This window comes from Halobaculum saliterrae (assembly GCF_009831625.1).
Taxonomy (GTDB): Archaea; Halobacteriota; Halobacteria; order Halobacteriales; family Haloferacaceae; genus Halobaculum; species Halobaculum saliterrae.
This window is the reverse complement of the sequence record NZ_WUUS01000007.1, coordinates 165,133-190,053: the sequence shown is the minus strand read 5'-3', so window position 1 is coordinate 190,053 and position 24,921 is coordinate 165,133. Positions and strand designations below refer to the sequence as shown.

Annotated in this window: 24 protein-coding genes, 1 tRNA gene and 1 pseudogene; 14 read left to right on the top strand and 12 right to left on the bottom strand. The window is 69.3% G+C overall.

From position 1 onward, the window contains the following. Positions 1-6 precede the first annotated feature (6 nt). On the top strand, positions 7-1,086 hold the full coding sequence (locus GRX01_RS12375) for a phytoene/squalene synthase family protein (RefSeq protein ID WP_159667810.1): 1,080 nt from the start codon (positions 7-9) through the stop codon (positions 1,084-1,086). Between the two features lie 107 nt (positions 1,087-1,193). Further along, a complete protein-coding gene (locus tag GRX01_RS12370; RefSeq protein ID WP_159667807.1) occupies positions 1,194-1,754 on the top strand; it encodes a thioredoxin family protein in 561 nt (186 codons plus the stop codon). Between the two features lie 42 nt (positions 1,755-1,796). On the opposite strand, the gene GRX01_RS12365 is transcribed toward GRX01_RS12370, so the two are convergent. From GRX01_RS12365 to GRX01_RS12350, 4 genes are all read right to left on the bottom strand, one after another. Then, positions 1,797-2,276 (bottom strand): RNA-binding protein, encoded by a 480-nt coding sequence (locus GRX01_RS12365; protein WP_159667804.1) that lies wholly within the window; start codon positions 2,274-2,276, stop codon positions 1,797-1,799. 185 nt (positions 2,277-2,461) lie between these two features. Next, positions 2,462-2,668: a DUF1918 domain-containing protein gene (locus GRX01_RS12360; RefSeq protein ID WP_159667801.1), complete on the bottom strand. Its 207-nt coding sequence runs from the start codon at positions 2,666-2,668 to the stop codon at positions 2,462-2,464. 42 nt (positions 2,669-2,710) lie between these two features. Further along, positions 2,711-3,124 (bottom strand): hypothetical protein, encoded by a 414-nt coding sequence (locus GRX01_RS12355; protein WP_159667798.1) that lies wholly within the window; start codon positions 3,122-3,124, stop codon positions 2,711-2,713. 120 nt (positions 3,125-3,244) lie between these two features. Then, positions 3,245-3,670 (bottom strand): EamA family transporter, encoded by a 426-nt coding sequence (locus tag GRX01_RS12350; protein WP_159667795.1) that lies wholly within the window; start codon positions 3,668-3,670, stop codon positions 3,245-3,247. 139 nt (positions 3,671-3,809) lie between these two features. Here GRX01_RS12350 and GRX01_RS12345 point away from each other — a divergent pair, with 139 nt between their 5' ends. Then, complete coding sequence (locus GRX01_RS12345; RefSeq protein WP_159667792.1) at positions 3,810-4,301, top strand: Lrp/AsnC family transcriptional regulator; 492 nt, start codon at positions 3,810-3,812, stop codon at positions 4,299-4,301. After that, positions 4,298-5,566: a pyridoxal phosphate-dependent aminotransferase gene (locus GRX01_RS12340; protein ID WP_159667789.1), complete on the top strand. Its 1,269-nt coding sequence runs from the start codon at positions 4,298-4,300 to the stop codon at positions 5,564-5,566. The genes GRX01_RS12345 and GRX01_RS12340 overlap by 4 nt, the downstream gene beginning before the upstream one ends. A gap of 108 nt (positions 5,567-5,674) precedes the next feature. On the opposite strand, the gene GRX01_RS12335 is transcribed toward GRX01_RS12340, so the two are convergent. Together GRX01_RS12335 and guaB are read right to left on the bottom strand one after the other, a co-directional pair. Next, positions 5,675-6,331 (bottom strand): response regulator transcription factor, encoded by a 657-nt coding sequence (locus tag GRX01_RS12335; protein ID WP_159667786.1) that lies wholly within the window; start codon positions 6,329-6,331, stop codon positions 5,675-5,677. 448 nt (positions 6,332-6,779) lie between these two features. Further along, positions 6,780-8,273 (bottom strand): IMP dehydrogenase, encoded by a 1,494-nt coding sequence (gene guaB, locus GRX01_RS12330; protein WP_159667783.1) that lies wholly within the window; start codon positions 8,271-8,273, stop codon positions 6,780-6,782. Positions 8,274-8,968: 695 nt separating this feature from the next. Between guaB and GRX01_RS12325 the strand changes: the two genes are divergently transcribed. The 4 genes and pseudogenes from GRX01_RS12325 to GRX01_RS19625 all read left to right on the top strand — a co-directional run bounded on the left by GRX01_RS12325 (position 8,969) and on the right by GRX01_RS19625 (position 11,660). Beyond that, the gene (locus GRX01_RS12325; protein ID WP_321168074.1) at positions 8,969-10,009 is read left to right on the top strand and encodes a DUF5794 domain-containing protein; all 1,041 of its coding nucleotides are present in this window, start codon (positions 8,969-8,971) and stop codon (positions 10,007-10,009) included. Between the two features lie 79 nt (positions 10,010-10,088). Next, on the top strand, positions 10,089-10,313 hold the full coding sequence (locus GRX01_RS12320; RefSeq protein WP_159667780.1) for a DUF5795 family protein: 225 nt from the start codon (positions 10,089-10,091) through the stop codon (positions 10,311-10,313). Positions 10,314-10,406: 93 nt separating this feature from the next. Beyond that, positions 10,407-10,584: transfer RNA gene (locus tag GRX01_RS12315), tRNA-Trp, on the top strand. Positions 10,585-10,941: 357 nt separating this feature from the next. Next, a pseudogene (locus GRX01_RS19625) lies at positions 10,942-11,660 on the top strand (DUF2270 domain-containing protein). Positions 11,661-11,724: 64 nt separating this feature from the next. Here the strand turns inward: GRX01_RS19625 and GRX01_RS12305 are convergent. The 4 genes from GRX01_RS12305 to GRX01_RS12290 all read right to left on the bottom strand — a co-directional run bounded on the left by GRX01_RS12305 (position 11,725) and on the right by GRX01_RS12290 (position 15,719). Further along, entirely contained in the window at positions 11,725-14,028 is a 2,304-nt protein-coding gene (locus tag GRX01_RS12305) for an AAA family ATPase (RefSeq protein WP_159667777.1), read from the bottom strand. A 170-nt stretch (positions 14,029-14,198) separates the two neighbouring features. Further along, entirely contained in the window at positions 14,199-14,618 is a 420-nt protein-coding gene (locus GRX01_RS12300; protein WP_159667774.1) for a universal stress protein, read from the bottom strand. A gap of 141 nt (positions 14,619-14,759) precedes the next feature. Then, entirely contained in the window at positions 14,760-15,437 is a 678-nt protein-coding gene (locus tag GRX01_RS12295) for a DUF7500 family protein (RefSeq protein ID WP_159667771.1), read from the bottom strand. A 78-nt stretch (positions 15,438-15,515) separates the two neighbouring features. Continuing rightward, on the bottom strand, positions 15,516-15,719 hold the full coding sequence (locus GRX01_RS12290) for a hypothetical protein (RefSeq protein WP_159667768.1): 204 nt from the start codon (positions 15,717-15,719) through the stop codon (positions 15,516-15,518). 219 nt (positions 15,720-15,938) lie between these two features. Here GRX01_RS12290 and ileS point away from each other — a divergent pair, with 219 nt between their 5' ends. The 6 genes from ileS to arsB all read left to right on the top strand — a co-directional run bounded on the left by ileS (position 15,939) and on the right by arsB (position 22,783). Beyond that, positions 15,939-19,112: an isoleucine--tRNA ligase gene (ileS, locus tag GRX01_RS12285; RefSeq protein WP_159667765.1), complete on the top strand. Its 3,174-nt coding sequence runs from the start codon at positions 15,939-15,941 to the stop codon at positions 19,110-19,112. Between the two features lie 435 nt (positions 19,113-19,547). Beyond that, on the top strand, positions 19,548-19,952 hold the full coding sequence (locus tag GRX01_RS12280) for an ArsR/SmtB family transcription factor (protein WP_159667763.1): 405 nt from the start codon (positions 19,548-19,550) through the stop codon (positions 19,950-19,952). Further along, complete coding sequence (locus tag GRX01_RS12275) at positions 19,949-20,413, top strand: low molecular weight phosphatase family protein (protein WP_159667760.1); 465 nt, start codon at positions 19,949-19,951, stop codon at positions 20,411-20,413. Before GRX01_RS12280 ends, GRX01_RS12275 begins: the two co-directional genes overlap by 4 nt. Before the next feature lie 356 nt (positions 20,414-20,769). Beyond that, complete coding sequence (locus tag GRX01_RS12270) at positions 20,770-21,054, top strand: hypothetical protein (protein WP_159667757.1); 285 nt, start codon at positions 20,770-20,772, stop codon at positions 21,052-21,054. Positions 21,055-21,231: 177 nt separating this feature from the next. Further along, on the top strand, positions 21,232-21,630 hold the full coding sequence (locus GRX01_RS12265) for an ArsR/SmtB family transcription factor (RefSeq protein ID WP_159667754.1): 399 nt from the start codon (positions 21,232-21,234) through the stop codon (positions 21,628-21,630). Continuing rightward, positions 21,623-22,783 carry an ACR3 family arsenite efflux transporter gene (arsB, locus tag GRX01_RS12260; RefSeq protein WP_159667751.1) on the top strand — a complete coding sequence of 387 codons (1,161 nt, stop codon included), beginning with the start codon at positions 21,623-21,625 and terminating at the stop codon, positions 22,781-22,783. Before GRX01_RS12265 ends, arsB begins: the two co-directional genes overlap by 8 nt. A gap of 128 nt (positions 22,784-22,911) precedes the next feature. Here arsB and GRX01_RS12255 read toward each other — a convergent pair whose 3' ends face one another. Continuing rightward, positions 22,912-23,352: an acyl-CoA thioesterase gene (locus GRX01_RS12255; RefSeq protein WP_159667748.1), complete on the bottom strand. Its 441-nt coding sequence runs from the start codon at positions 23,350-23,352 to the stop codon at positions 22,912-22,914. A gap of 169 nt (positions 23,353-23,521) precedes the next feature. Beyond that, positions 23,522-24,763 carry an anaerobic glycerol-3-phosphate dehydrogenase subunit C gene (locus GRX01_RS12250; RefSeq protein ID WP_233741015.1) on the bottom strand — a complete coding sequence of 414 codons (1,242 nt, stop codon included), beginning with the start codon at positions 24,761-24,763 and terminating at the stop codon, positions 23,522-23,524. Between the last annotated feature and the right edge of the window lie 158 nt (positions 24,764-24,921).

Genomic DNA, 24,921 nt, shown 5'->3' with positions numbered 1-24,921 from the left:
AACTGAATGCCCGACGCCGAACGCCCCGACGCGACACATCCCGGCGCCGACCTCGCGTGGTGCCACGAGGCCGTGCAGGGAGTGTCGCGCACCTTTGCGTTGACTGTCGACACCCTCGACGAGCCGATGTCGTCGTACATCTGTCTCGGCTATCTCGTCTGTCGGATCGCCGACACCGTCGAGGACGCCGATCACATCGCCCCCGACGAACAGGCGGCCCTCCTTCGGGAGTTCGACGCCGCGCTCGACCCCGACGACGACACCGACGCGGGCGAGTTCCGCGCCTCCGTCGATCGCCATCTCCCGCCGGCCGACGAGCGGTCGGCCGACTGGGAGGTCGTCGCGGAGGTGGAGCGCGTGTTCGCCACTTTCGAGGGGCTTCCGCCGGAGGTCCGCCGCGCGGTCGTCCCGCCCGCCCGCGAGATGGCCACCGGGATGGCCGACTTCGTCGAGCGATACGCCGACGAGGGCGGCCTCCGCATCGAGACCCGCGGCGAACTGGAGGAGTACTGCTACTACGTCGCCGGCACCGTGGGAACCCTCATCACGAACCTCGTCACGACGCTGGGTACCGTCGACGACGAGCGGACGGAGCGCCTGTACGAGGTCGCCGAGGAGTTCGGCCTCCTCTTGCAGCTCGTCAACGTCGCGAAGGACGTCCACGACGACTACACCGAGGAGAACAACGTCTACCTCCCCGCCGAGTGGCTCGCGGAGGAGGGCGTCCCCCAGGAGGAGGTCATCGCGCCGGAGCACCGCGAGGACACCGCGACCGTCGTCTCCCGGACCGCCGGCTACGCCCGCGGCTTCCTCGACGGCGCACAGACGTACCTCGAACACGTCCCGCTGGTCGAGGGCAACACGCTCGCGGCGTGGACCATCCCGTACCTGCTGGCGGTGGGGACGCTCCGGGAACTGTCCGAGCACCCCGAACGCGCCGTCACCGGCGAGGGCGTGAAGGTGAGCCGCGAGGAGGTGTTCGCGGTCGTGACGGCGGCCCACGAGCACGGCCGCGACGCGCTGCCGCGCCTGCGGGAGTCGATCGCCGCACAGCCGTTCCACACGGCGCCGTCGGCGGCGGATTGACGGGCGCCTCGACCCGCGCTACGTCGTCGGTGCGGTCGACAGTCGCCGGGCGGGGTGGGGAGGCCGGCCGAACCGTTTTCTCTCACGCGGTCCGACCCTCGTTCGCCATGGTCCAGACCGACTCCGACTCAGACCTCGCCATCGGCGACGCCGCGCCCGACTTCGAACTCCCCGGCGTCGACGACGACACTCACACCCTCGCCGACTTCGCCGACTACGGCGCCGTGTTGGTGGTGTTCACCTGCAACCACTGCCCGTACGCACAGGCGAAGTTCGACCTTCTGAACCGCATCGCCGCCGAGCACGACGACTGCGCGGTCGTCGGGATCAACCCCAACGACGACGGCGAGTACCCCGAGGACTCCGTCGAGCGGATGCGGGAGTACGTCGACTCGGGCGAGATCGCCTACGACGCGTACCTCCGCGACGAGACCGCGGAGGTGGCCGAGGCGTACGGCGCGGTCTGCACGCCGGATCCGTTCCTCCTCCGCAACGAGGGCGACGGCGAGTTCACGATCGCGTACCACGGCCGCCTCGACGACGCGCTCAATCCCGACGACGAGGCGACCGAGTACTACATGGAGGACGCGATCGACACCGTGCTCGCCGGCGAGGACGTGGCGGTCGAACCGGGCCCGAGCCGCGGCTGTTCGATCAAGTGGCCCTGAGCGCGCGAGCGGGCGGCGATCCGACTCCTCCGGCGTGACCTATCAGGCCGCCTCGCCGCCGGACCCGCCGGAATCGTCGGCCTCGCCCGCCTCCTCGGCCAACTCCGCGAACGTCTCGCGGGCGTTCTCGACGGCCTTCTCGTGTTTGGCGGGGTACGCCTCCACCTTCGCACGGAGGGTGATCCCCTGCCCGAGTTCGGCGCGACCCTTGAACGCGGCCTGCTTGTCGAGGCGGAGGAACAGCGAGTTGTTGTCGTCGACCCGCTCGTCGATCTCGGCGAGCACGCGGTCCCACTCCGCCAGGTCGGACAGCTTCGAGAGCACGTGGCGAACGTCGTCGGCGCGCTCGACGCGCGCCGAGAGCACGACGATGTGGTCGCCGTGGTGGCCGGCGTTGACGACGCGCTCGATCTCGAACTCCTCGGGGAGGAACGTCCGCAACGCGCCCGTGACGCGCTTCTCGTCCTCCGTGGCGTAGCAGAAGGCCCGCAGATCGACGTAGTGGAAGGGAACGGAGCTCATACTCCCGGTAGGCGGGTCGGGGTGAAAAGCGTTGGACTCCCATCGGAGGTGCCGTGGACCGAACCGGGACGTCTTCCGTTCCCCTCCTGGCGCGAACCGGTCTCCCCTGATCGTCGGGGCACCGGCGTCGCTGTCGAGCGGGAACTCCCACGGCGTCGGCGAAGCGCGACCGCAGAAGGCGTCGGTTACTCCTCGTCGTCGTCCGCGTCGCCGTCGGCCGCCTCCAGCGCGTCGGCGGGGACGCCCTGCTCCTGGCCCTCCTCGAAGCTGATCGTGTAGGTCGCGTCGCCGAACATCGTCTCCATCACCTGCGTCACGGTGCCGGTCTCGCCGTCGAACTCGCTGTGCTCGTCGTGCAGCACGACGTTGTCGTCCTTCTCGAAGTCGGTCATGTCTCGAACATCGACACGACCGTACAAAAGGCCGCTGAAAGGCTACGCGACCGCGACCCGTACGACCGCCAGTGCGACGCCGTACGCGACGACCGCGACGGCGACCAGCCCGCTCACGACGGCCGTCGCCGTCCCCGCAGCCGCCACCCATTCGAGCCAGTCACGGATGCCGAGCGACTCCAGCGTCGTCGGGGCGAACGCGGCGACGGTCGCGTCGGCACCCGCGGCGGCCGCCTGAGCGGCGACCGCGACGACGACTGCGGCGACGACGACCACGACAGCAACGCCGACCGCCTCGACCGGCCATGTGTCGCCTCCGGCCTCCCCCGTTCCTCGGCGTGTACCGGGCGGTGGATCGGGAACGCGGGCGGCGGCCCGTCGACACTGCACCGACCGTCGACGGGTTCGCTCGCCCTTCCCGTCCTCCCTCCCCGGGTTCCGTCCCGACTCGGACATTCGGGGGCGTCTGTGTCGCTATCGGCGATAAACGTTCGCGGCCACGACGGGGACGGCGACGGAAGTGGAGGCGAACGCGGCGTCGACGCGGACGGGTTCGTCGGACCCGCGCCGACGGGGTCACTCCCCGGCGACGAGGACGACGGCGACCATGGCGAAGCCGACGCCGAGGAGCTTTCGGGCGGTGACGGGTTCGTCGAGGAGCACGACGCCGACCGCAGAGGAGAGGACGAAGAACATGGCGAAGATGGGGGCGACGATCGACACGCGGCCGACCGCGAGCGCGCGGTAGTACGCGAGGATGCCGACCGCGAGGCACGCGCCCGCCGCGAGCACGTACCGCATCCGTGGGTCCGCGAGGTGCTCGACGATCCCGTCCCCGGTGAGGCCGATGACCGCGAGGGTCGCGACGACCAACACGGAGTTGGCGACGAACGCGGCGACCGTGCTCGGGATCGCACCCTCCCCGGCGGTCGCCAGCCGCATCAGCGGCGCGACGAACGAGTACGCCGCCAGCGCCAGCACCGACCAGGCGATGTAGTTCATGGCTGTCCGTGAGTGACTCTCGGCTTTGAGAGGTTCGAATCCGGACGGAGGCGTTCGACCTTCGGCGCGGATCGTGTGCCGTGTTCGCTGATATCGCGCCGGGCGAAACCGCTTTGCCCGGGCGAACGAGTCGAGACGTATGGACGAGGCTACCCGATCCCTGATCGACGCGCTCGTTGCGGACGCCCGCGAGTCCACCGCCGACCTCGCCCGCCAGACCGGTCTGGACGAGGCGGCCGTCGAGGAGCGGCTCGGCGAGTTGGAGGAGTCGGGGGCTCTACGCGGCTACACGGCGATCGTCGACTGGGACGCCACCGACGAGGAACGCGTCAGCGCCGTCGTCGAGGTGAACGTCGAGCTGGACCGCGAGACCGACTACGACGACGTGGCTCGCCGGATCGCCGAGTCGCCGGCGGTCGACTCGCTGCGGCTGATGTCGGGCGATTACGACTTCGCGGTCAACGTCTCCGGTTCGTCGATGGGCGACGTGTCGCGGTTCGTCTCAGAGGAGGTGGCGCCGCTGCCGGCGGTGACGAAGACGGTCACCCACTACGTGATGGAGACGTTCAAGGAGCGAGGAGTCCGCTTCGTCGATCACGACGACGACGACCGGCTCTCCGTGACGCCATGAGCGGCAACGAGAACGGGAACGAAACCGGGAACGACGACCGACCTGCGACCGACGGCGGCACGGCCGAGGGGTCCCCGCCGACGGGGGAGGAGGAGGGCGGGGAGGAGTCCGCACGGTTCGCGCCCGCCGACCGCGTCGAGTCGGTGCCGCCGTCCGGGATCCGCGAGTTCTTCGAGGTCGCGGAGAACCGCGACGACGTGATCTCGCTGGGCGTCGGCGAGCCGGACTTCACCGCGCCGTGGCCCGCGCGCTCGGCGGCGATCGACTCGCTGGAGCGCGGCCGCACCAGCTACACCGCCAACCGAGGGATGCCGGCCCTCCGACGCGCGATCAGCGGGCGCGTCACCCGGTACGACCAGTCGTACGACCCGGACTCGGAGGTCCTCGTCACGACCGGCGCCTCCGAGGCGGTCGATCTGGCGTTCCGGGCGTTCGTGAACCCCGGGGACACCGTGGCGCTCCCGACCCCGACGTACGTCTCCTACGAGCCGGGCGTTCGCTTCGCCGGCGGGGAGCCGCTTCCGGTTCACACCCGCCACGAGGACGACTGGGCGCTCACGCCCGAGGCGCTGCGCGAGGCGGGCGCCGACGAGGCGGACGTGCTGGTGTTGTGTTACCCGAACAACCCGACCGGCGCGACGATGGACGCCGACGAGATGGACGCCGTCGCCGCGTTCTGTCGCGAGCACGACCTGCTCGTCGTCGCCGACGAGATCTACGCCGCGCTCACCTACGAGGGCGACCACCAGTCGGTCGCGACGCGGCCGGGGATGCGCGAGCGCACGGTCGTCATCAACGGCTTCTCGAAGGCGTACGCGATGACGGGCCTCCGGCTGGGGTACGCGATGGGCCCGGAGGCGGCGATCGACGCGATGACGAAGGTCCACCAGTACGCGATGCTGTCGGCGCCGACGACCGCACAGCACGCCGCGCTGGCGGCCATCGAGCGATGCGACGACGAGGTCGAGCGGATGCGCCGGGAGTACGACCGGCGGCGACGCTACGTCGTCTCGCGACTGCGCGAGCTCGGCATCGAGGTGTCGGAGCCCGGCGGCGCGTTCTACGCGTTCCCGCGGGTCGCGGAGCTGGCACCCGACGGGGACGCCCGCGCGTTCGCGACCGAACTGCTGGAGGCGGAAGGCGTGGCCGCCGTCCCGGGCACCGCCTTCGGCGCCGGCGGCGAGGGCCACATCCGGATCTCGTACGCGACCGGACTGGACGACCTCAAGGAGGCGATGGCGCGGATCGAACGGTTCCTCTCGTAGTCGATCCGGGTCACGGAGCCGCCGAGAGAACTGCAGTCGTTTGCCCTCGCCGTCGCGACTGCGCGCGGTCGTGCGCGGTCGCGCGCTGTCGTGACGGCCCGGCGTCGTTCAGAGGTCCTCGAACTCGTCGTCGAAGCCCTCGTCGAACAGGTCGTCGTCCGCGTCGTCGCCGTCGGCGTCGAGGTCGCGGAACGCCCGCTCGAAGTCCCCGTCGCCGAAGCCGGAGACGTCCTCGTCGAGGCCCTCCCGGAGCTCGCGCGCGCGCTCCTCGAGCGACTCGTACTCGTCGGACTCCTCGAGCGCGGCGCGCCCCTTCTCCGCCTCCAGGACGGCCATCTTCGAGGAGACCGCGAAGAACTCCTGTACCCGCGAGTCGTACGTGGAGCGGGAGTACAGCCCCTCGACGGTCTCCAGCAGCGACTCACGGGTGACCGGCTTGACGAGGTAGTCGTCGAACCCCATCTCGATGATGTCGAAGTCCGGCTCGACGGCGGTGACCATCGCGACGCGGGCGTCGATGCCGCGGGCGCGCACCTCGTCGAGCACCTCGTCGCCCGAGAGGCCGGGCATCCGCCGGTCGAGGAGGATCACGTCGACGCCGTCGCCGAGCTCCTCGAGGGCCTCCTCCCCGCCGTACGCGGTCCGGACCTCGTAGTCACCGCCGAGCCACGCCGCGTACAGGTCGGCGAGGTCGGGTTCGTCCTCGACCACGAGGACGACCGGCCGCTCGCCGGCCGACTCCGCGGCGTCCGTGTCCTCACTCATGCTGTTGCATTCCCCCTGCCTGTCCGTCGTTGACCGACGAACCGACAACAAGTTTCCCCTTGCCGCATGCCGGTCGGGTCACTCCGCGTCGAGCGAACGTCCGAGCGTACCGACGCCGTCCGGCCATCGATTGGTGTTGTCACCGCCGGGTACTTAACCGTATGCGATGCGGGACATTCGATCGGAAAACGGGTGTGGGTCGGGCGACGGTCTCGCGTCGAGCCCGCTGTGGTGCCTCAGTCCGCGGTGGCCACCAGCCACCGACGGATCCTACGTCGACCGCCGTCGAAAGGCTACCGGCCGAGGAACCCGAGACCCGCCGACCGCCTATCGAACCGCGGTCACGGAGTTCAGCGGCGTTCGAGCCGCCCCGGTTCGAGTCGGGGACCCCGTCCGGCGAGACCCGACCGTTGGCGACGCGCCGTTCGTGCCCTCGGAAGCGTCACCCTCACTCGGGGCTGTAGTTCGGTGCCTCGTCGGTGATCGTGACGTCGTGCGGGTGGCCCTCGGTCTGGCCGGCCTGGGAGACGCGGACGAACTCAGCGCGCTGCTTGAACCCGGGGATGGTCTCGGCGCCGACGTAGCCCATTCCCGAGCGCATGCCGCCGACGAGCTGGTGGAGCTCCCCCGAGAGCGGTCCCTTGTACGGGGTCGCGGCCTCGACGCCCTCGGGGACGAACTCCTCGTCCTCCTCGGCGTCCTTGAGGTAGCGTTCGCCGCCGCCCTCCGACATCGCGCCGACCGAGCCCATGCCGCGGTACTGCTTGTATCGCTTGCCGTTCATCGTGATGACGCGGCCGGGCGCCTCGTCGGTGCCCGCGAAGTACGAGCCGAGCATGACGGCGTCGGCGCCGGCGGCGATCGCCTTGATGGCGTCGCCGGAGTAGCGGATCCCCCCGTCGGCGATGACGGGCACGTCCTCGCTCGCGGCCACGTCCGCCACCTGTGCGACGGCGGTGATCTGGGGCATGCCCGCCCCGCTCACGACGCGCGTGGTACAGATCGAGCCCGGGCCGATCCCGACCTTCAACCCGTCCGCGAAGTCGACGGCGGCCTCGGCGGCCTCCCGGGTGCCGACGTTGCCGACGACCACGTCGGCGTCGACCTCGGCCTTGATGGCCTCCGCGGAGTCGAGGACGTTGAGGTTGTGTGCGTGCGCGCAGTCGATGAACAGCACGTCCGCGCCCGCCTCGTCGGCGGCGACGGCGCGCTCCTCCTCGAACGGGCCGACGGCGACGCCGACGCGGAGCGAGCCGTCCTCGGCGCGGGCGGCGTCGGTGTGCTCGCGGCGCGCGAGCACGCCCTGCATCGTCACGAGGCCGACGAGGCGGTCGTCGCCGTCGACGACGGGGACGCGCTCTATCTTGTGGTCGTACATGAGTTCGAGCGCCTCGCGGGCGTCGACGGTCTCGGGGGCGGTGATGACCTCGTCGGTCATCGCCTCCGACACCGCGTCGGACTCGCCGACCTCCAGATACGGGCGGATGTCGGTGCCGGAGATGATGCCGAGCACGGCGTCGTCCTCGTCGACGACGGGCGCGCCGGAGACCCCCTCGCGTTCCATCATCGCGTCGACCTCGCGGACGGTCTGGTCCGGCGAGGCGGTGACGACGTTCTCGCGTCGGATCACGAGCTCGTCGGCGCGCTTGACGCGCTCGACCTCCGCGACCATCTCCTCAACGTCCATGTTGCGATGGAGCACGCCGAGGCCGCCCTCGCGGGCCATCGCGATCGCCAGCTCGGACTCGGTGACGGTGTCCATCGCCGCCGAGAGCACCGGGATCGTCAACTCGACGTTGGACGAGACGCGCGTGGAGACGTCGGCCTCGTCGGGCTCGACCCGGCTCTCCTTGGGGCGCAACAGGACGTCGTCGAACGTCAGCGCTTCCGGTACCTCGAGCTTCCCTGAGAACGGAGTTCCGTCGGATCCGTCGTTCGCCATATCAACGGTGTTCGGGGACACCGCAAAAGCGTTGCGAGAATCGGGGCGCTTGGACAGTGAGTAACACACGGACGTGTACAGATTCGTGGTGGTTTCCGCGCGCCAAGGCGGTCGTGGTACACCGGGGTGCACACTGACGGGCCCGTGCACCGAAGTGTGCGTTGTCGAGGATCGGAAGCGACGACACACCCGACGGTGAGACCGTGCCCGAGCGTCCGCGCGGAACGTCAACCGAGAGAACGAGATCCGCGCCAGTGGGGACGGCGCCAGCGAGGTCGACGCGGCGGGAGGGAGGACGGCCGGATCGGGACCGGAACGGGGAAGCAATACTTGCTCGATCCGTGGTCGGATATCGATGGTATGACGGAGTAAATCGAATTGTCTCGTAGAACCGTAGCACCGATATTTAAAAATCGCCGAGGATTCGCTCGTACCGTGTGGGCACGTCCCACGCAACGATTAAGTCTCACCTGCGATACAGTGGGAGTATGGACTTCGAGTCCCGCACTGCAACGGGTATCGTCGGCCGAGTGAGCGACAACGCTGCACTCCCGACATTTATTCCGTTCAAACGCGGGCTCGACTGGTGCACCGGAGAACGCCTCCCGCGTTGCTCCGCCCGAGCGTCCGTCGACTCCGGTTCGTCACCAGACTCCCGTCCGGTCTCGGGTTATGCCGGGCCGTCTCGCTGAGCCGTGAGCAGCTCAGCACACCCGATCGCGCTCCGCCTGGAGCGGCGCGTCGGCGGCGCGACCCGACTGCTCGCGACCGTCATGGGACTGCCGCTGGTCGACGGCATCTTCCCGGCGCTCGTCATCGCGGGCGCGCTCACGATGCCGTTCGGCATCATCGAGACCGGCCTCCTCATCTTCGGCGGCTCTGCGACCGTGGCCGTCGTGCTCGCCGAGATGGAGGGAACGCCCCGTGAGAAGGCCGTCTCCGTCCTCCTGCTCGGCGTCGTGCTCGTCCCGGTGGCGATGGCGGAGGCGGCGCTGGCGGAGACGATCCAGAGCCTGCTGAACACCGACGTGTTCCACCGCTTCGCCGGGCTCGTGATCCTCGCGGTGGCGGCCAAGACCGCCAGCGCCGAGATCGGCGAGTACCTCCCCAGTCCCGGGGCGATCATCGGCCTCGGCCTGATCGCGTCGTTCCAGCCGGCGGGCGCGGAGTTGGCGGTCACGCTCAACCCCGACCTGCTCGCTCGTGCCGGAGCGGCCGCGGGCGTCGGCGTCGCGTTCGCCCTCTCGGTCGCGGTGGCCGGTGACCGCCTGCGGGGCCGCGTCGACATCGATCGGTTCCGCTTCGGCTCGTCGGTGGCCCTCGGGATCCTCTCGCTGTCGGTATTGGGGCTGCTCCCGACGGAGCAGCCGGTCGCGCTCGGCGTGCTCGTCGTCACGGCGCTGTTCGCGTACGACCCGAACGCCGATGCCGCGGCCGACTCGGCGGAGACCGAGGGTCCGGGGCCGGACGACGCCGGATACGGCGCCTCGGACTCGGGGGCCGACACGCCGGCCAGCGCCGTGACCACCGATGGCGGCGACGAGGTGGACGGCGGCGCGGTCGCCGCGACGGACGCGGCCGCCGCCGACGAACCAGCCTCCGGCGTCGCCTTCGGGAGTTCGCCGACGGCGCCGACGGCGGGGATCGATCCCGTCGACTCCGCCGAGGCCGGTGAGACGACGGACGATACGGACGACGACTCCGACGGCGAGCCCTCCCGCGAACCCTGGCTGTGAGCGGGCGTCGCGTCGTCGCCCCGACGCCGCACCCCGCCGGACCGGGGAGTTTTACCCGATCCGGTGCCGACCACGGGCCATGAGCAACCGCGTCGTCGAGGGGCGAATGGTGACCCCCGAGCGACTCGCCGAACTGGTCGAGGGAGATTCCGTGATGGACGCCGAGCCGATCGAGGACGCCGACCGCGACTGCCCCGACTGCGGCGGCGACGTGCTCTCGGTGGGGTACATGCCGAGCGTCACCGAGTTCGTGACGGCATACAAGTGCCAGGAGTGCTCGTGGGGCGAGACCGACCGCGAGTGAGCGGGGGACGACCGGTCGGTCCGGGAGCGATCCGGGAGGGGCGAGATCCGATCGAAATCCCTTTACGGCGCTCCGGGATAGTGATGGGTGCACGGGGTCGTGGCCAAGCCCGGTATGGCGACTGACTCCAGAGGCAACGCGCCCGGTGACGAACTCCAGACTGATATACCGAGCGTCCGACTGATCATCGGACGCGACGACGACCCTCTGGAGTACCGAGGTGCCGACCGGAGATATCAGTCGATCGGGGGTTCAAATCCCTCCGACCCCATTCCATTCAACTTCATAGCGGCGCGATATTCGGTAGAACGTTCTATACCGTCGATTCTCTTCGACGGGGATGATTCTCGGTGAGCACATCGCGTACACCGCCGTCGACCGAGTACCACGCACCCGACGACTCCCTCGACTTCGAGGTGCTCGCCGGAAGCGGCGCGACGAGCGGGAGGCCCACCGACTCGTGAGGCGGACTCATCGAGTCCATGAGTCGGGACAGCTACCGCGTGGCGATTTCGGGCGGATCAGTGGCCCAGTTCGCCCCCGTTCGCGGTCAGTGTAGTGCTCGATCGGTTTCAGCGCACATACCATCACTGTCGCCGCTTATGGAACGCGGACCCGACTCCTCGGTATGGCTGACCCGAGGGGCGACGAGTTCGACCCGACGACGCCGGACCGGCGGGAGATCGGCCGCGAGATGGTCGACGACAACTCGGGGCTCGGTTCGGTCATGGCCCACGCGTATCGCGGAGAGATCGACCGAGTGGGCACCTGGCGCCAGCGCCTCGACCAGACAACGACGTGGGCGGTCACCGTGTTGGCCGCGATCCTGACGTGGGCGTTCTCGAGCGACGGGAACCCCCACTACATCTTGCTGGTCGGGGTCGTCGTCGTCACCATCTTTCTGGGTGTCGAGGCGCGACGCTACCGGGACTACGACCTCTTTCGCTCGCGCGTCCGTCTCCTCCAGCAGAACCTGTTCGCGAACGTCCTCGATCCGTCCGAGGGCGTCGGAGTCACGAGTGGCGGGTGGAACTGAACAGCGATTATCGGAGGCCGACCCTGAAGGTCTCGTTCCTCGAGGCGCTCGCGAACCGGCTGAAGCGCGTGTATCTCGGGTTGCTCGGCGTGTTACTCGTCAAATGGCTCTTCAGGATCTCGGCGTTCTCGTCGGGACAAGGCTGGCTTACGACCGCCGGGATCGGCCGTGTCCCCGGCGTCGCCGTGGTCGCAGTCGTCGGCGTGTTCTACATCGCTCTGCTGAGTGTCGCCTTCTGGCCCCGGGAGCGTCATGCGAAGGGCGAGTTTCGGGAGGGCGAGCCGGACGAGTGGAAGGAGACGGACGGATGAACCGGTTTCCGTAGGTCGCGCTCGTCCTGACCCGACGGGCCGGTCGCTGCGTCGCCTCCCGCCGTCACTCGCGTGACGACTGTGGGGTGACTCGTTCCAGCGCGGCCTCCAGATCCGCCATCGTCACCGACAGCGCGTCGGCGTGGTCGTTCGCCTCGTCGCCGAACTCGTCGGCGACTCGTTCGACCGCCCGCATCGTCGCCTCCCGGACGACGGCAGTGAGTTCCGCCCCCGAGTACCCCTCGGTGTGGTCGGCCACGTCGTCCAGATCCACGTCCTCGGAAAGCGGCGTGCGCTCGGTGTGGACCGCGAGGATCTTCCGGCGCCCCTCCACGTCCGGCAGCGGTACCTCGACGTGGCTCTCCAGCCTACCGGGGCGCACGAGCGCGTCGTCGAGCGCCTCCCGACGGTTCGTCGCCGCGATGACCGCGAGGTTCGGGTTGCTGCTGGCGCGGTCCAGCTCGGTGAGCAACTGCGAGACCACGCGCTCGCCCACGCCGGAGGAGTCACCCATGCCGCCGCGGTCCGTCGCGATGGCGTCGATCTCGTCGAAGAAGACGATGCTGGGCGCCGCCTGTCGGGCACGCTCGAACACCTCCCGGACTGCCTTCTCGGACTCGCCGACGTAGCGGTCGAGCAGCTCCGGGCCGGCGACCTCGATGAAGTTCACCTCCGACTCACCGGCGATGGCACGCGCGAGCAGCGTCTTCCCGGTTCCGGGCGGCCCGTACAGCAGCACCCCCGTCGGCGGATCCGCGCCCGCGGCGTCGAACAGCGGCGCGTACGTGAGCGGCCACGTCACCGCGCGTTCGAGGGTCTTCTTGGCCTCCGTCAGCCCGCCCACGTCGTCGAAGGTGGTGTCCGGCTGCTCGGCGACGTACTCGCGCATCGCGGACGGCTCGACCGCCGCCAGCGCCGACTCGAAGTCCGCGCGGGTCACCTCCACCGTCGCGAGGTCGACCTCGCTGTCGTCGCGGCGGGCGCGGCGCAGCGCCGTCAGCGCGGCCTCGGTAGTCAGCGAGTCGATGTCGGCGCCGACGAAGCCGTACGTCCGGGCGGCGAGGCGGTCGACGTCCACGTCGTCGGCGAGGGGCATCCGACGGGTGTGCACCTCCAGGATCTCCCGGCGACCCGCCTCCCCGGGGACGCCGATCTCGATCTCGCGGTCGAAGCGGCCGCCGCGGCGGAGCGCGGGATCGATCGAGTCCACCCGGTTGGTCGCGCCGATGACGATCACGTCCTCGCGGGCGTCGAGCCCGTCCATCAGCGAGAGGAGCTGGCCGACGATCCGGTTCTCCATGTCGCCGCCGTCGTCCCGTTGCCCGGCGATCGAGTCGATCTCGTCGAAGAAGACGATGCTGGGCGCCGACTCGTTCGCCTCCGCGAATATCTCGCGGAGCTTCTCCTCGCTCTCGCCCTTGTACTTCGACGTGATCTCCGGACCGGACACCGAGATGAAGGTCGCGTCGACCTCGTTGGCGACGGCCTTCGCGATCAGCGTCTTCCCGGTACCGGGCGGGCCGTGCAGGAGGACGCCCTTCGGCGGGTCGATGCCGAGGCGGGCGAACACCTCCGGCTCCGACAGCGGGAGCTCGATCGTCTCGCGTACCAGATCGAGTTCCTCGTCGAGGCCGCCGATGTCCTCGTAGGTGATGCCGCCGGCCGGCGGCGTCGACGCCGCGGGACCGGCGGCGTCGCCAGTACCGGACCGCGAGGTGCCGTCGGCCCCCCGCTCGCCGGGCCGTCCGTCCCCCTCGCCCGCTCGACGGTCGCGCGTCGGGAGGTCGACCGACGCACCCGTCCCCGACGAGGAGGCGTTCACGCCGCTCCCGTCGTCGCCCGCGACGGTCGTCCCCGCGGAGTCGCGCCGTTCGACGGCGACGCGGGTCCCGTCGTGGATCCGCACCGGCCCCTCCGGCCGGGTCGACTCGACGACGAACACGTTGCCGCCGAGGTGCGGGATGCGGACCTGCTCGCCGGCGCTGACCGGGCGGCCGTCCAGGTCGCGCTTCGCAGCGCGCGCGAGCGTGTCGTCGTCGATGTCGACGCCGTCGAGCGCGGCGGGCGCGGTCAGCGTGACGGCGTCCGCCTCGCCGACGCGTTCCTTGTGCACGCGGACCTGTTCGCCGATCTTGGCGCCGGCGTTGGCGCGCGTCTCGCCGTCGACGAGGACCTCGCCGTCCCCGGCGTCGGTCCCCGCGGGCCACACCTTCGCGGCGGTCTCGCGATCGCCGGCGATGACGACCGTCTCCCCGGACAACACCCCGAGATCGCTCATCGTCGCGTCGGACAGGCGCGCGATTCCGCGCCCGGCGTCGCGCTTGGCCGCGCCGCGGACCGTCAGCGCGAGCCCCTCGTCGTCGCTCATGACACCGGCTTCGGAGGGCGGGGGCTTACGGCTTTCCACGTCCGCTCCCTCGAGCGTTCACGACCGCGAGGCGCACCCGGAGCAGTCACGGTCCACGTTCAACGGTCCACGTCCGCTGCACCCCGAGCAGTCGCGTCGCCGGCGTGACCGACGGCTCCCCGGACGGCCCGTCAGTGGACGACGGTCACCGGAACCGGCGAGTTCTGGACGATACTCCTCGCGACGTTGCCGACGAACAGTCGCTCGGCCACCCCGCCCGTGTGGGCGCCGATCACGAGCAGGTCGACCCCCTCAGCCAGCCTGACGATCTCCTTGGCGGCGTTTCCCCAACCGACCTCCGTCTCGACCGTCGCGTCGTACTCCGCCGCGATCTCCTCGGCCCGGGAGAAGAGGTCGTCCGCGGCGTCCTCGGCCGCCTGCTCGGCGTCCTCTTGGAGGGCCATGCCCGCCGCCGCGCCCATCATCCCGGACGGCTCGCCCACGACGTGGAGGACGACGATCTCCGCCTCCGGATGGGCCTCGAGCGCGTGTCGGAGCGCTCGCTCGGCCGTCTCGGACTCGTCCATCGGGACGAGGACGCGTTCTATCATACGTCCACGACAGTCGCTTGTCGCATAAGCTTCGGGGCGGTCGAGACGTGACGGAACCGAGCGTGCGGTGCGGACGGCTGTCCGGGTCGGGAGCCGACCGCGGGCCCCCGGGTCGGCGGCGACGGCTCGAACCGAGACGAGCTACCGGACGTCGAGGTCCGACGAGGCAAGCAGCGCGGCGATCGTCTCCTCGGCCGGTTCGTCGGGGTTGACGCGGCGGGCGTACCACCGCAGCGCCGTCGCGAGCGTGTCCGTCGGGTCGCCCGAGGCGACCCGCAGGGTGTCCGTCTCGCCGCCCGCGGCGACCGCGAGCGCGAACCCGTGCGACGCCGAGAGCGCGTCCAGCTCCGCGACGACGGCGTCCAGCGGGTCGCCGTCGGCGTCGCGGCTCGCGGACGCGACCGAGGCGGCCCGCGTGGAGTCGGCCGCGTCCGCCCATCCGTCCGTGCCGGTCACGTCAGGGGCGGGGCCGGCGTCCTCCGGCGGATCGGTGGCGCCCGCCCCGTCGTCTCCGGTCACGCCGTCGCGGTCGCCGCCGGCCCCGCGTGACCCGCCGGGGACGTCGTCGCGGGGGTCGGCCTGATCCTCCCCGCCGGTGGAGATGACGTATCGCCCGTCGTCCGTCTCGTCGACGCCGTCGCGTCCGCGGATGTCGAGCTCGTCGGGGTCCATCACGCCCTCCCGACCGACCGGCGGCCCCTCGTCGTCCCCGGCGTCCTCGTCGGGCGACTCCGGCCCGTCGACGCGGACGACGTCCCGAACCGGCCCCTCCTCGTCGGGAGCGTCGTCCTCCGGGTCCGGATCGTCTGCGTCGCTCATTGACGGGGGTATCCGATCCGGCGATAAGAACGCTCTCCCGTGGTTCTCACGGATGAGATCGCGGGGCGGAAAGCGTGGTCACTCGAAGACGCGGCGGAGGACCGTCGTCACGACGGCGAAGGTGGCACCGATGGTCGCCCCGCTGGGGGCGACGCTCGCGACGGATCGGCCGTCCGCGATGCCGACGGCGATGTACACGAACGCGGGAACCGTCATCAAGAGCACAAACGAGAGCGTGGGGCGCTCGGCGAGCAACTCGTTGACCGCGTCGATGGAGGACACGACACGGTGGTCGTCGGCCGCCGTGAAGAGCGTTACCACGGTCGGAGGCCGTGTCGTATCCCGGTTACCGTACTTCGATGTCCCACCTCGCTCACTCCGTTCGCAGGTCGCGTCGTTCCCCGTTCACGTCCGGGTCCCGCTCCGCTCAGCTCCCCATGCCTCGGCAACGGACGCCACAGGACCACCGACTTGATAACCTCGCGCCGGTTCACACCGAGCATGGACGACAGCGACATCTCGGACCAGTACACGCCGGAGGCGGTGGAGGCCGCCGTCTCCGAGCGCTGGGACGAGACGAACGCCTACGAGGCGACGAAGGAGGCACACGCCGACGATCCCTCGTTCTTCTTCGTTGACGGCCCGCCGTACACCACCGGGCAGATGCACCTGGGGACGGCCTGGAACAAGACCCTCAAGGACACCGTCATCCGGTACACGCGGATGCAGGGGCACGACGTGACCGACCGCCCCGGCTACGACATGCACGGGCTCCCCATCGAGACGAAGGTGGAGCAGGAGCTCGGCTTCGAGACCAAGCGCGACATCGAGGAGTTCGGCATGGAGAACTTCATCGAGGAGTGCCGGGAGTTCGCCGTCCGCAACCGCGAGAACATGGACGAGGACTTCCAGTCCATCGGCGCCTGGATGGACTGGGACGACCCGTACCAGACCGTCGAGCCGGAGTACATGGAGTCGGCGTGGTGGGCGCTCCAGCAGGTCCACGAGCGCGGCCTCGTCGAGCAGGGCAAACGCTCCATCTCGCAGTGCCCACGGTGTGAAACCGCCATCGCCAACAACGAGGTCGAGTACGACGAGATCGAGTCCCCCTCGATCTACGTGAAGTTCCCCCTCCGCGACCGCGACGGTCACCTCGTGATCTGGACGACGACCCCGTGGACCATCCCCGCGAACACCTTCATCGCCGTCGGCGCCGACCTCACCTATCAGGAGGTCGAGGCCACGAAGGGCGGGGAGACGGAGACGCTGTTCCTCGCCGAATCCACCGTCGAGGACGCCCTCTCGCGCGGCCGCTACGACGACTACGAGGTCGTCGCCGAGCACTCGGGCGAGGAACTGGTCGGCTGGGAGTACGACCACCCGCTCGCAGAGGAGGTTCCCGAGCACCCGAGCTTCGAGGGCGCCGGCGAGGTGTACACCGCCGAGTACGTCGAGGCCGACCGCACCGGGCTCGTTCACTCCGCGCCCGGCCACGGACAGGAGGACTTCGAGCGCGGCGAGGAACTGGGGCTGGAGCCGTTCTGCCCCGTCGGCGGCGACGGCGTCTACACCGAGGCGGGCGGCAAGTACGCGGGCGAGTTCGTCCGCGACGCCAACGACGACATCATCGCGGACCTCGACGGGAAGGGCCTGCTGCTGGCGTCGGAAACCCACGAACACAGCTACGGTCACTGCTGGCGGTGTGACACGCCCATCGTCTTCCTCGCGACCGACCAGTGGTTCATCCGGATCACCGAGATCAAGGACGAACTCCTCGACAACATCGACGACGCCGAGTGGCATCCACACTCCGCCCGCGAGGGCCGCTTCCGTAACTTCGTCGAGGAGGCGCCCGACTGGAACGTCTCTCGGCAGCGTTACTGGGGGATCCCGCTCCCGATCTGGGTGCCCGAGGACGCCGAGACGTACGACGCCGAGGACCTGATCGTGATCGGCACGCGCGAGGAACTCGCGGAGCGCGTCGACCAGGAGATCGATCCCGCGAGCATCGACCTCCACCGGCCGTCGGTCGACGACCTGACGATCACCGAGGGCGGGACCACCTACGAACGCGTGCCGGACGTGTTCGACGTGTGGTTCGACTCCTCGGTCGCGAGCCTCGGCACCATCGGCTACCCGAGCGACGAGGAGGACTTCGAGGAGCTGTGGCCCGCGGACCTCATCATCGAGGCGCACGACCAGACCCGCGGGTGGTTCTGGTCGCAGCTCGGGATGGGCACCGCCGCCCTCGGCGAGTCGCCGTACGACGAAGTGCTGATGCACGGCTTCACGACGATGGGCGACGGCTCGAAGATGTCCAAGTCGAAGGGCAACATCGTCGAACCCGAGGAGGCCATCGACGCCGCCGGTCGCGACCCGCTGCGGTGTTACCTCCTCAGCCACGAGCAGCAGGAGAAGAACCTCGCGTTCGAGTGGGACGGCCTCCACGAGATGCAGTCGACGCTCAACATCCTCTGGAACGTGTTCCGCTTCCCGCTGCCGTACATGGAGCTGGACGGCTACGATCCGGCCGACCCCGACGTGCACGGTGCCGATCTGGAGGTCGTCGACGAGTGGGTGCTCTCCCGCCTGCAGACCGTCAAGGCGGAGATGGACGACGCGTGGGACGACTACGAGGTCGACGACGCGCTCAACGCGCTGCTCGACTTCGTCACGGGCGACGTGTCGCGCTTCTACGTGAAGGCGATCCGCGAGCGGATGTGGGAGGACGAGGACAGCGCCTCCAAGCGGGCCGCCTACGACACGATGGCGACCGTGCTCGGGGAGGTCACGCGGCTGCTCGCCCCGTACGCGCCGTACCTCACCGAGCGGATGTACCAGCACCTCGACGGCGAGGCGACGACGGTCCACCAGCTCGCGTATCCCGGGGTCGACGACGACCTCCGCGACGAACAGCTGGAGACGGACATGGCCGTCCTCCGCGACGTGGAGGAGGCGGCCGCGAACGCACGCCAGCGCGCCGAGCGGAAGCTCCGCTGGCCCGTCACGCGCGTCGTCGTCGAGAGCGACGACGGGGCGACCCGCGAGTCTGTGTCGAACCTTCGGAGCCTGCTCGCCGAGCGCGTCAACAGCCGGTCGGTCGAGGTGGTCGACTCCTACGGCGAACTCGTCGAGGTCGCCGAGCCGGAGATGTCGAAACTCGGCCCCGCCTTCGGCGGCGACGCGCAGGAGGTCATGGCCGCCATCCGGGGCTCGACCCGTACCGATCTGGAGGCCAGCGGCCGCCTCGCGGTGGAGGTCGACGGCGAGGTGTACGAACTGGACGACGACATGGTCACCTTCCACTCGCAGGCGCCCGAGGGCGTCGTCAGCGCCGAGTTCGACTCCGGAACGGTCTACGTCGACACGGAGCTCACCGAGGACGTCGAGTCCGAGGGGTACGCCCGCGACGTGGTCCGCCGGATCCAGGAGATGCGCAAGGAACTGGATCTGGCGGTGGACGAGCGCATCCGCGTCTCGCTGGACGTGGCCGACGACCGCGTCGCCGGCTTCGTCGACGACCACCGCGAGTACGTCGCCGAGGAGACGCGCGCGGACGCGTTCGTCGACGACGAGGACGCGGACTTCGACCTCGTCGAGGAGTGGACCGTCGAGGGGGTCGCCGTCACCATCGGCGTCGCGCGCGTCGAGGCGGAGCCGCCCGCCGACGACTGAGGCGAGCGGACGGGGCGGCCCGGGCGGTCGGCGGATCGGCACGGGACCGCTCGGCGACGAGCACCACGAGGTCGCTGGAGGGAACCGAACGCGGTCGAACGGAGTGAGACCGTGACAGCGATCGAGGGGGAAGCGAGCGTAACCGATGGTGGTCCCGAACACGCGAACGGGGCGGCGAACGCGACGTGCACGAGCGGAGGCGGCCACCGACTCACTGATCCGGTGACCGCCGGGCCGCACGTCGAGAGCGAACTGGAACGGAACCGTCTCGTGCCGCTCGGACGGCACCACCCGCCACGGCGGCGTCCGTACTTTTCGGTCCACTCACCTGAACGTCCCTGATGGTTCTCGACGGTCTGGAACGCCTCCGGGCCTCTCGTCGCGTCACGCCGACTGGACCGACACACTCATTTGAATGGTTTTGCAATCGTTTGTATGGCAACGACGGAGCGGCTCGAACGGCTCATCGCCGACGAGGTGGGCGAGTGCTGTGCGGCGGACGTGAACGACAGGCTGGCGGCCCTCCACGAACTGGAGGCGACCGCCCGCGTCGACGAGGCGGACGAGGGGCGCGACCTCGACGCGCTCTCCGCCCTCGGGAGCGGCACGCGCTACCGGCTGGCGCGCCTGCTCACGGCCGCCGACGGCGAGTTGTGCGTCTGCGAGCTGGAGCCGCTGGTGGACGTGAGCGAGTCGGCCGTGAGTCACGCGCTCTCGACGCTGACGGACGCGGGCCTGCTCGCACGCCGAAAGGAGGGGAAGTGGCGGTACTACGACAGCACCGACCGCGCGGAGGCGCTGTTGGCCGCGCTGGATTCGACTCGGGAGGTGGACGAATGAGCGAAGACGACCCGGTCAAACTCGCGTTCGTCTGCGTCCAGAACGCCGGTCGCTCGCAGATGTCGTACGCCTTCGCCGAGCGCGAGGTCGAACGTCGCGGGCTGGAGGGCCGCGTCGAGCTCCTCACCGGCGGCACCCACCCCGCGGATCACGTTCACGAGGAGGTCGTCGACACGATGGCCGAGGTCGGGCTCGACGTGTCCGGGCGGACGCCGCGGGAGGTGACTGACGCGGAACTCAATGAATACGACTACGTCGCCACCATGGGCTGTTCGACGATCTCGCTTTCGGACTCCGTGGAGGCGCGCGATTGGGCGCTCGCCGACCCCGACGGGAAGTCGCCCGAGGAGGTGGCGGCGATCCGCGACGAGATCGAGTCGAAGGTGGTCGCGCTGTTCGACGAGGCGTTGGGGGAGTACGAGGGCGACGCGTCGGCGAACACGACCGGGGCGGACGAGTAACCCGCATCGACCCGTCCGCCGCGGGCTACTCGCCGTGACTGCCCGCCGCAGGGTCAACGGTGCCGGAGGAGTGACGTGTCCCGCCGTCCTTCGCTCGATACGTCGTCGAACGGGCCACCGACCGCATCGGCGAGATCGGACCGGACCCACGCCGATCAACGGTAAACGAGCCGAGCACACCGCTCGCCCGACAGGGAAGCCAATTTTGGTATCCATCAACCAAAAGACGACGCTCTCTGACCGGCATCCTCCGTTAAAGTCCATTATATATCGATGGAGGCCGGCAAAAACGGGATCTGTCCGATCCGGGTTCGGAACCCTTAATTTACTGTCTGTTCAATTAGCCGGTAGAGAACATGACCGGACTCACCGAGAACCTTGGGAAGCCGTTCGACGTGCTGTTCGCGATCACGTCGAACGAGACGGTTGCGGACGACGAGACGGTTGAGGACGGACTCTACGCCGACACGCGGCCGAAGGGTGGTGTCCACTCGATCACGAGTACGCAGTCCGGTGAGAGTACCTACGCCGCGTACGACGCGGCCGACTCCCGAGCGGATGCGCCGCGGGAAGCGGAGCCCTCCGACCGTTCGGACTCCCGGACTCGTTCCACCCGTCGACCGGTCGTGACGGACGACTGACTCCGGTCACGATCCGGTTCGATAGGTTGGCAATCGAACGGAACGTGTGTTCCGCCCAGCCGTCCGGAACAGCTATCGTATTTTCACGCGACGGTAGCCGCTTGCCGGACCGACATCCGTCCCGGTTCCAGATCCGTAGCGAAATAACTAATTGAATGTGTTTTCAATCGTCATTCGATGGCACAAGCCACTGAACGACTCCGCCGGTACCTCGACGACGAACTCGGGGAGTGTCGCAGCGAGGACGTCGAGCGCCGGCTCGACGAACTCGGGACGCTCGAGGCCGCACTCGAGGACTCGCAGGTCGAGACCGAACTGGACGTCCTCTCGGCGCTGGCGAACGAGACGCGGTACAGCCTCGTGCGCGTTCTGGTTGCCGCGCGTGAGGAACTGTGCGTCTGTGAACTGAACGCGATCGTCGACGTGAGCGAGAGCGGCCTCAGTCACGCCCTCTCGGCGCTCGTCGACGCCGGGCTCGTCGAGGGGCGCAAGGACGGCCGGTGGAAGAAGTACCGCGCGACCAACCGCGCCGTCGCGCTGGTGACGGTTCTCGACGGGAGCGTTCGCGATGAGTAACGCCGACGCCCACGAACACGGCCCGGACTGTGGCTGCGAGGCCTGCGGCGACCCGCGGTCGATGGACTTCCTCGACAAGTATCTCACCGTCTGGATCTTCGGGGCGATGGCGATCGGTGTCGGCCTCGGGTTTGTCGCGCCGTCGGTGACGGGACCGATACAGGACCTCCATCTCGTCGAGATCGGGCTGATCGCGATGATGTATCCGCCGTTGGCGAAGGCGGACTACTCGCGGCTGCGGACCGTCTTCAGCAACTGGCGCGTGCTCAGCCTGAGCCTCGTGCAGAACTGGCTCATCGGCCCGACGCTGATGTTCGGGCTCGCGGTCGTCTTCTTCGGCGGCGTCGTCCCCGGCTTGCCGGCGCGCCCCGAGTACTTCTTGGGACTCGTGTTCATCGGGATGGCCCGGTGTATCGCGATGGTGCTCGTGTGGAACGAACTCGCGGACGGATCGACAGAGTATGTCACCGGGCTGGTCGCGTTCAACAGCCTGTTCCAGATCGTCACCTACGGGCTGTACGTCTGGTTCTTCGCGCTCGTCCTCCCGCCCGTACTCGGGATGGAGTCGCTCGTCGCCGGCATCACGACGTTCGACATCACGCCCATGCAGGTGGTCGAGGCGATCGTCGTGTTCCTCGGGATCCCCTTCGCCGCGGGATTCCTGAGCCGCTACATCGGAACTCGCGTCAAGAGCGAGGCGTGGTACGAGGACGAGTTCGTCCCGCGGGTCGACCCGCTGACGCTCGTCGCGCTGCTGTTCACGGTGATCGTGATGTTCGCGACGCAGGGCGGCGCGATCGTCTCCTCCCCCGTCGACGTACTCCTGATCGCGGTGCCGCTCACGATCTACTTCGTCGTGATGTTCCTCGTCAGCTTCGGGATGGGCCGCGGCGTGGGCGCGGACTACTCGACGACGACGGCCATCGGGTTCACCGCCGCCTCGAACAACTTCGAGCTCGCGATCGCCGTCGCCGTCGCCGTCTTCGGCGTCGGCTCAGGCGTCGCGTTCGCGACGGTCGTCGGCCCGCTCATCGAGGTGCCGGTGCTGCTCGCGCTGGTCAACGTCGCGCTGTACTTCCAGCGCCGCTTCGACTGGACGGGTCGCGACGACGGGCGAGGAACGACCCGAGCCGAATCGCTGACCGACGACTGAGCCCCTCGTCCCGACGACGACAGGTTGTTCGACGGTCCCGCCCCGGCGGTCAAGTCGTCAGGTCCCGCCCCGCCGTCGACGAGCACGCGCACGTCGGCGGTCAACCCGTCGGGCCTCGCGGCAGTCGATCACTCCTGTTCGCCGGCGAGCGCCTCCTCGCGAAGTTCGCGACCGCGGTCGGACTCGACGGCGATGTCCGACACCTCGGTCGGGCGCATGTCGTCGTCGACGGCGACGAACACGAAGTACGACTCCGTCGTCTGTTCTCGCTCGCCCGTCCGGGGATCCTCGCGGTAGGCGCGCAGGCGCACCCGGATCGACGTACGGCCGGTCGCGTACGCGTACGACTCGATGACGCAGATGTCCCCTCTGGGGACCGGTCGCTCGAAGTCCAGCCGGTTGATCCGCGCGGTGACGCACGTCTCGCCGGCGTGGCGCATCGCCGACATCGCGCCGACCTCGTCCATCCACTTGGCGACGTTCCCCCCGTGGGCGGTACCGTAGTTGTTCACGTCGTCGGGCTGGACGCGCTCGCGGTTCTCGATGTACGTGCCGCTGATCGTCGCCATGTATGAGGCTCACGACCGAGATGGGTATGCCTGTTCCCCGGTTCACGCTCCGGTTCCGATTCCGGCGTCGACGCGCCCGGCCCGTTCGCCGTCTCGAGCCGGGATCCGACGGCGGTCAGAACCGGCAACGGTCGGACCCGACGGCGGTCGGACCCGACTCGCTGGTCCCTCACACCGTCACGTCGGTGTCGACCAACGCCGCCTCCAGCACCTGCAGCGGGTGGTCGATCTCGTAGCCGGTGCCGTGCTCCATCTGCATCGAGCAGGTCGGACACTCGGTCATGCCCGTCTCGCCCTCCGCGTGCTCCATGTGTTCGAACATCTCCTCGCCGATCTCCATCGAGTAGTCGTACTTCTCCTCCTTCCAGCCGTACGTCCCCGAGATACCCGAGCAGGAGTCCCCCACGTCCTCCACGTCGACGCCGTCGAGGTGGCGAAACAGCTCCACTGCCTGTCGATCGAGCCCCTGGTTGCGGGAGTGACACGGCGCGTGGTACGCGAAGTCGGGGATGTCGTGGTCCTCGGCGTCGACCTCGCTCAGCGGGTCGATGACGTTCTCGTTGATCAGGAGGTACTCCAGCGCGTCGTAGGTGTTGGCCGCGACCGTCTCGGTGCCCTCGAAGTCGAACAGCTCGGGGTACTCCTGTCGGAGCGCCATCGAGCAGGACGTGCAGGAGGCGACCACGTCGTATCCCTGCTCGATGGCGTCGCCGAGGTTCTCGACGTTGACGGCGGCCGAGCGACGGGCGTCGTCGAGCATCCCGTTGGCGAACATCGGCGTGCCCGAACAGCGCTGGTCGGGGACGAGGATCTCGTAGCCGAACGCCTCGTACACCCGAACGAGCGCCTTCGCGACCTCGACGGTGTTGTAGTTTGCGTAGTCGCCGTGGAAGTACGCGATCCGGTTGTCCTCGCTTTCCACCTTCGGGCCGCCCCGTTCCTTCCACCAGCTCCGGAACGTCTGGTCGGCGAACTCGGGAAAGTCGCGCTCGGCGGTGATGCCCAGCACCTTCTCGTTCACCTTCTGGACCAGCGAGTTCCCCATGATCGCGTTCGTGAGCCGCGGCACCTTCGAGCCGACCGCCGCGAGCGTGCCGTAGTTCGCGAGGATACGGTTACGGAGGTACTCCCGCGAGAGCTTGTCCATCTGGTTGTCGACGTACTCCCCTCGAGCGGTGTTGTGCATCTGCGACAGCGGCACGTCCGAGGGACAGGCGCCGTCACAGCGCATGCAGTTGGAACAGCCGGTGATCGAGTCGTCGATCTCGGTGTCCTCCTTGCGCTTGAGGCGCCACTGCTCGGGCCCCTGGAACTTCGGTCCCGGGAAGTCGTCGTCCACCTCCGCGACCGGGCAGGAGGTGTCACAGGAGGTGCACTTGTAACAGGAGTCGGCGCCCGGCCGGAGGTCCATCTCCGAGCCCTCGAACACGTCGACCGGTTCGAAGTCGCCCTCGGTCCCCGCCGGCGACTCGGCCACTGTGCCGCCGTCCGTGGCGGCGTCCTCGGGGGTCTCCGCACCGCCGTCGACAGCCGCGGGTGGTTCCGTCTCGTCGCCGCCGTCACAGCCGC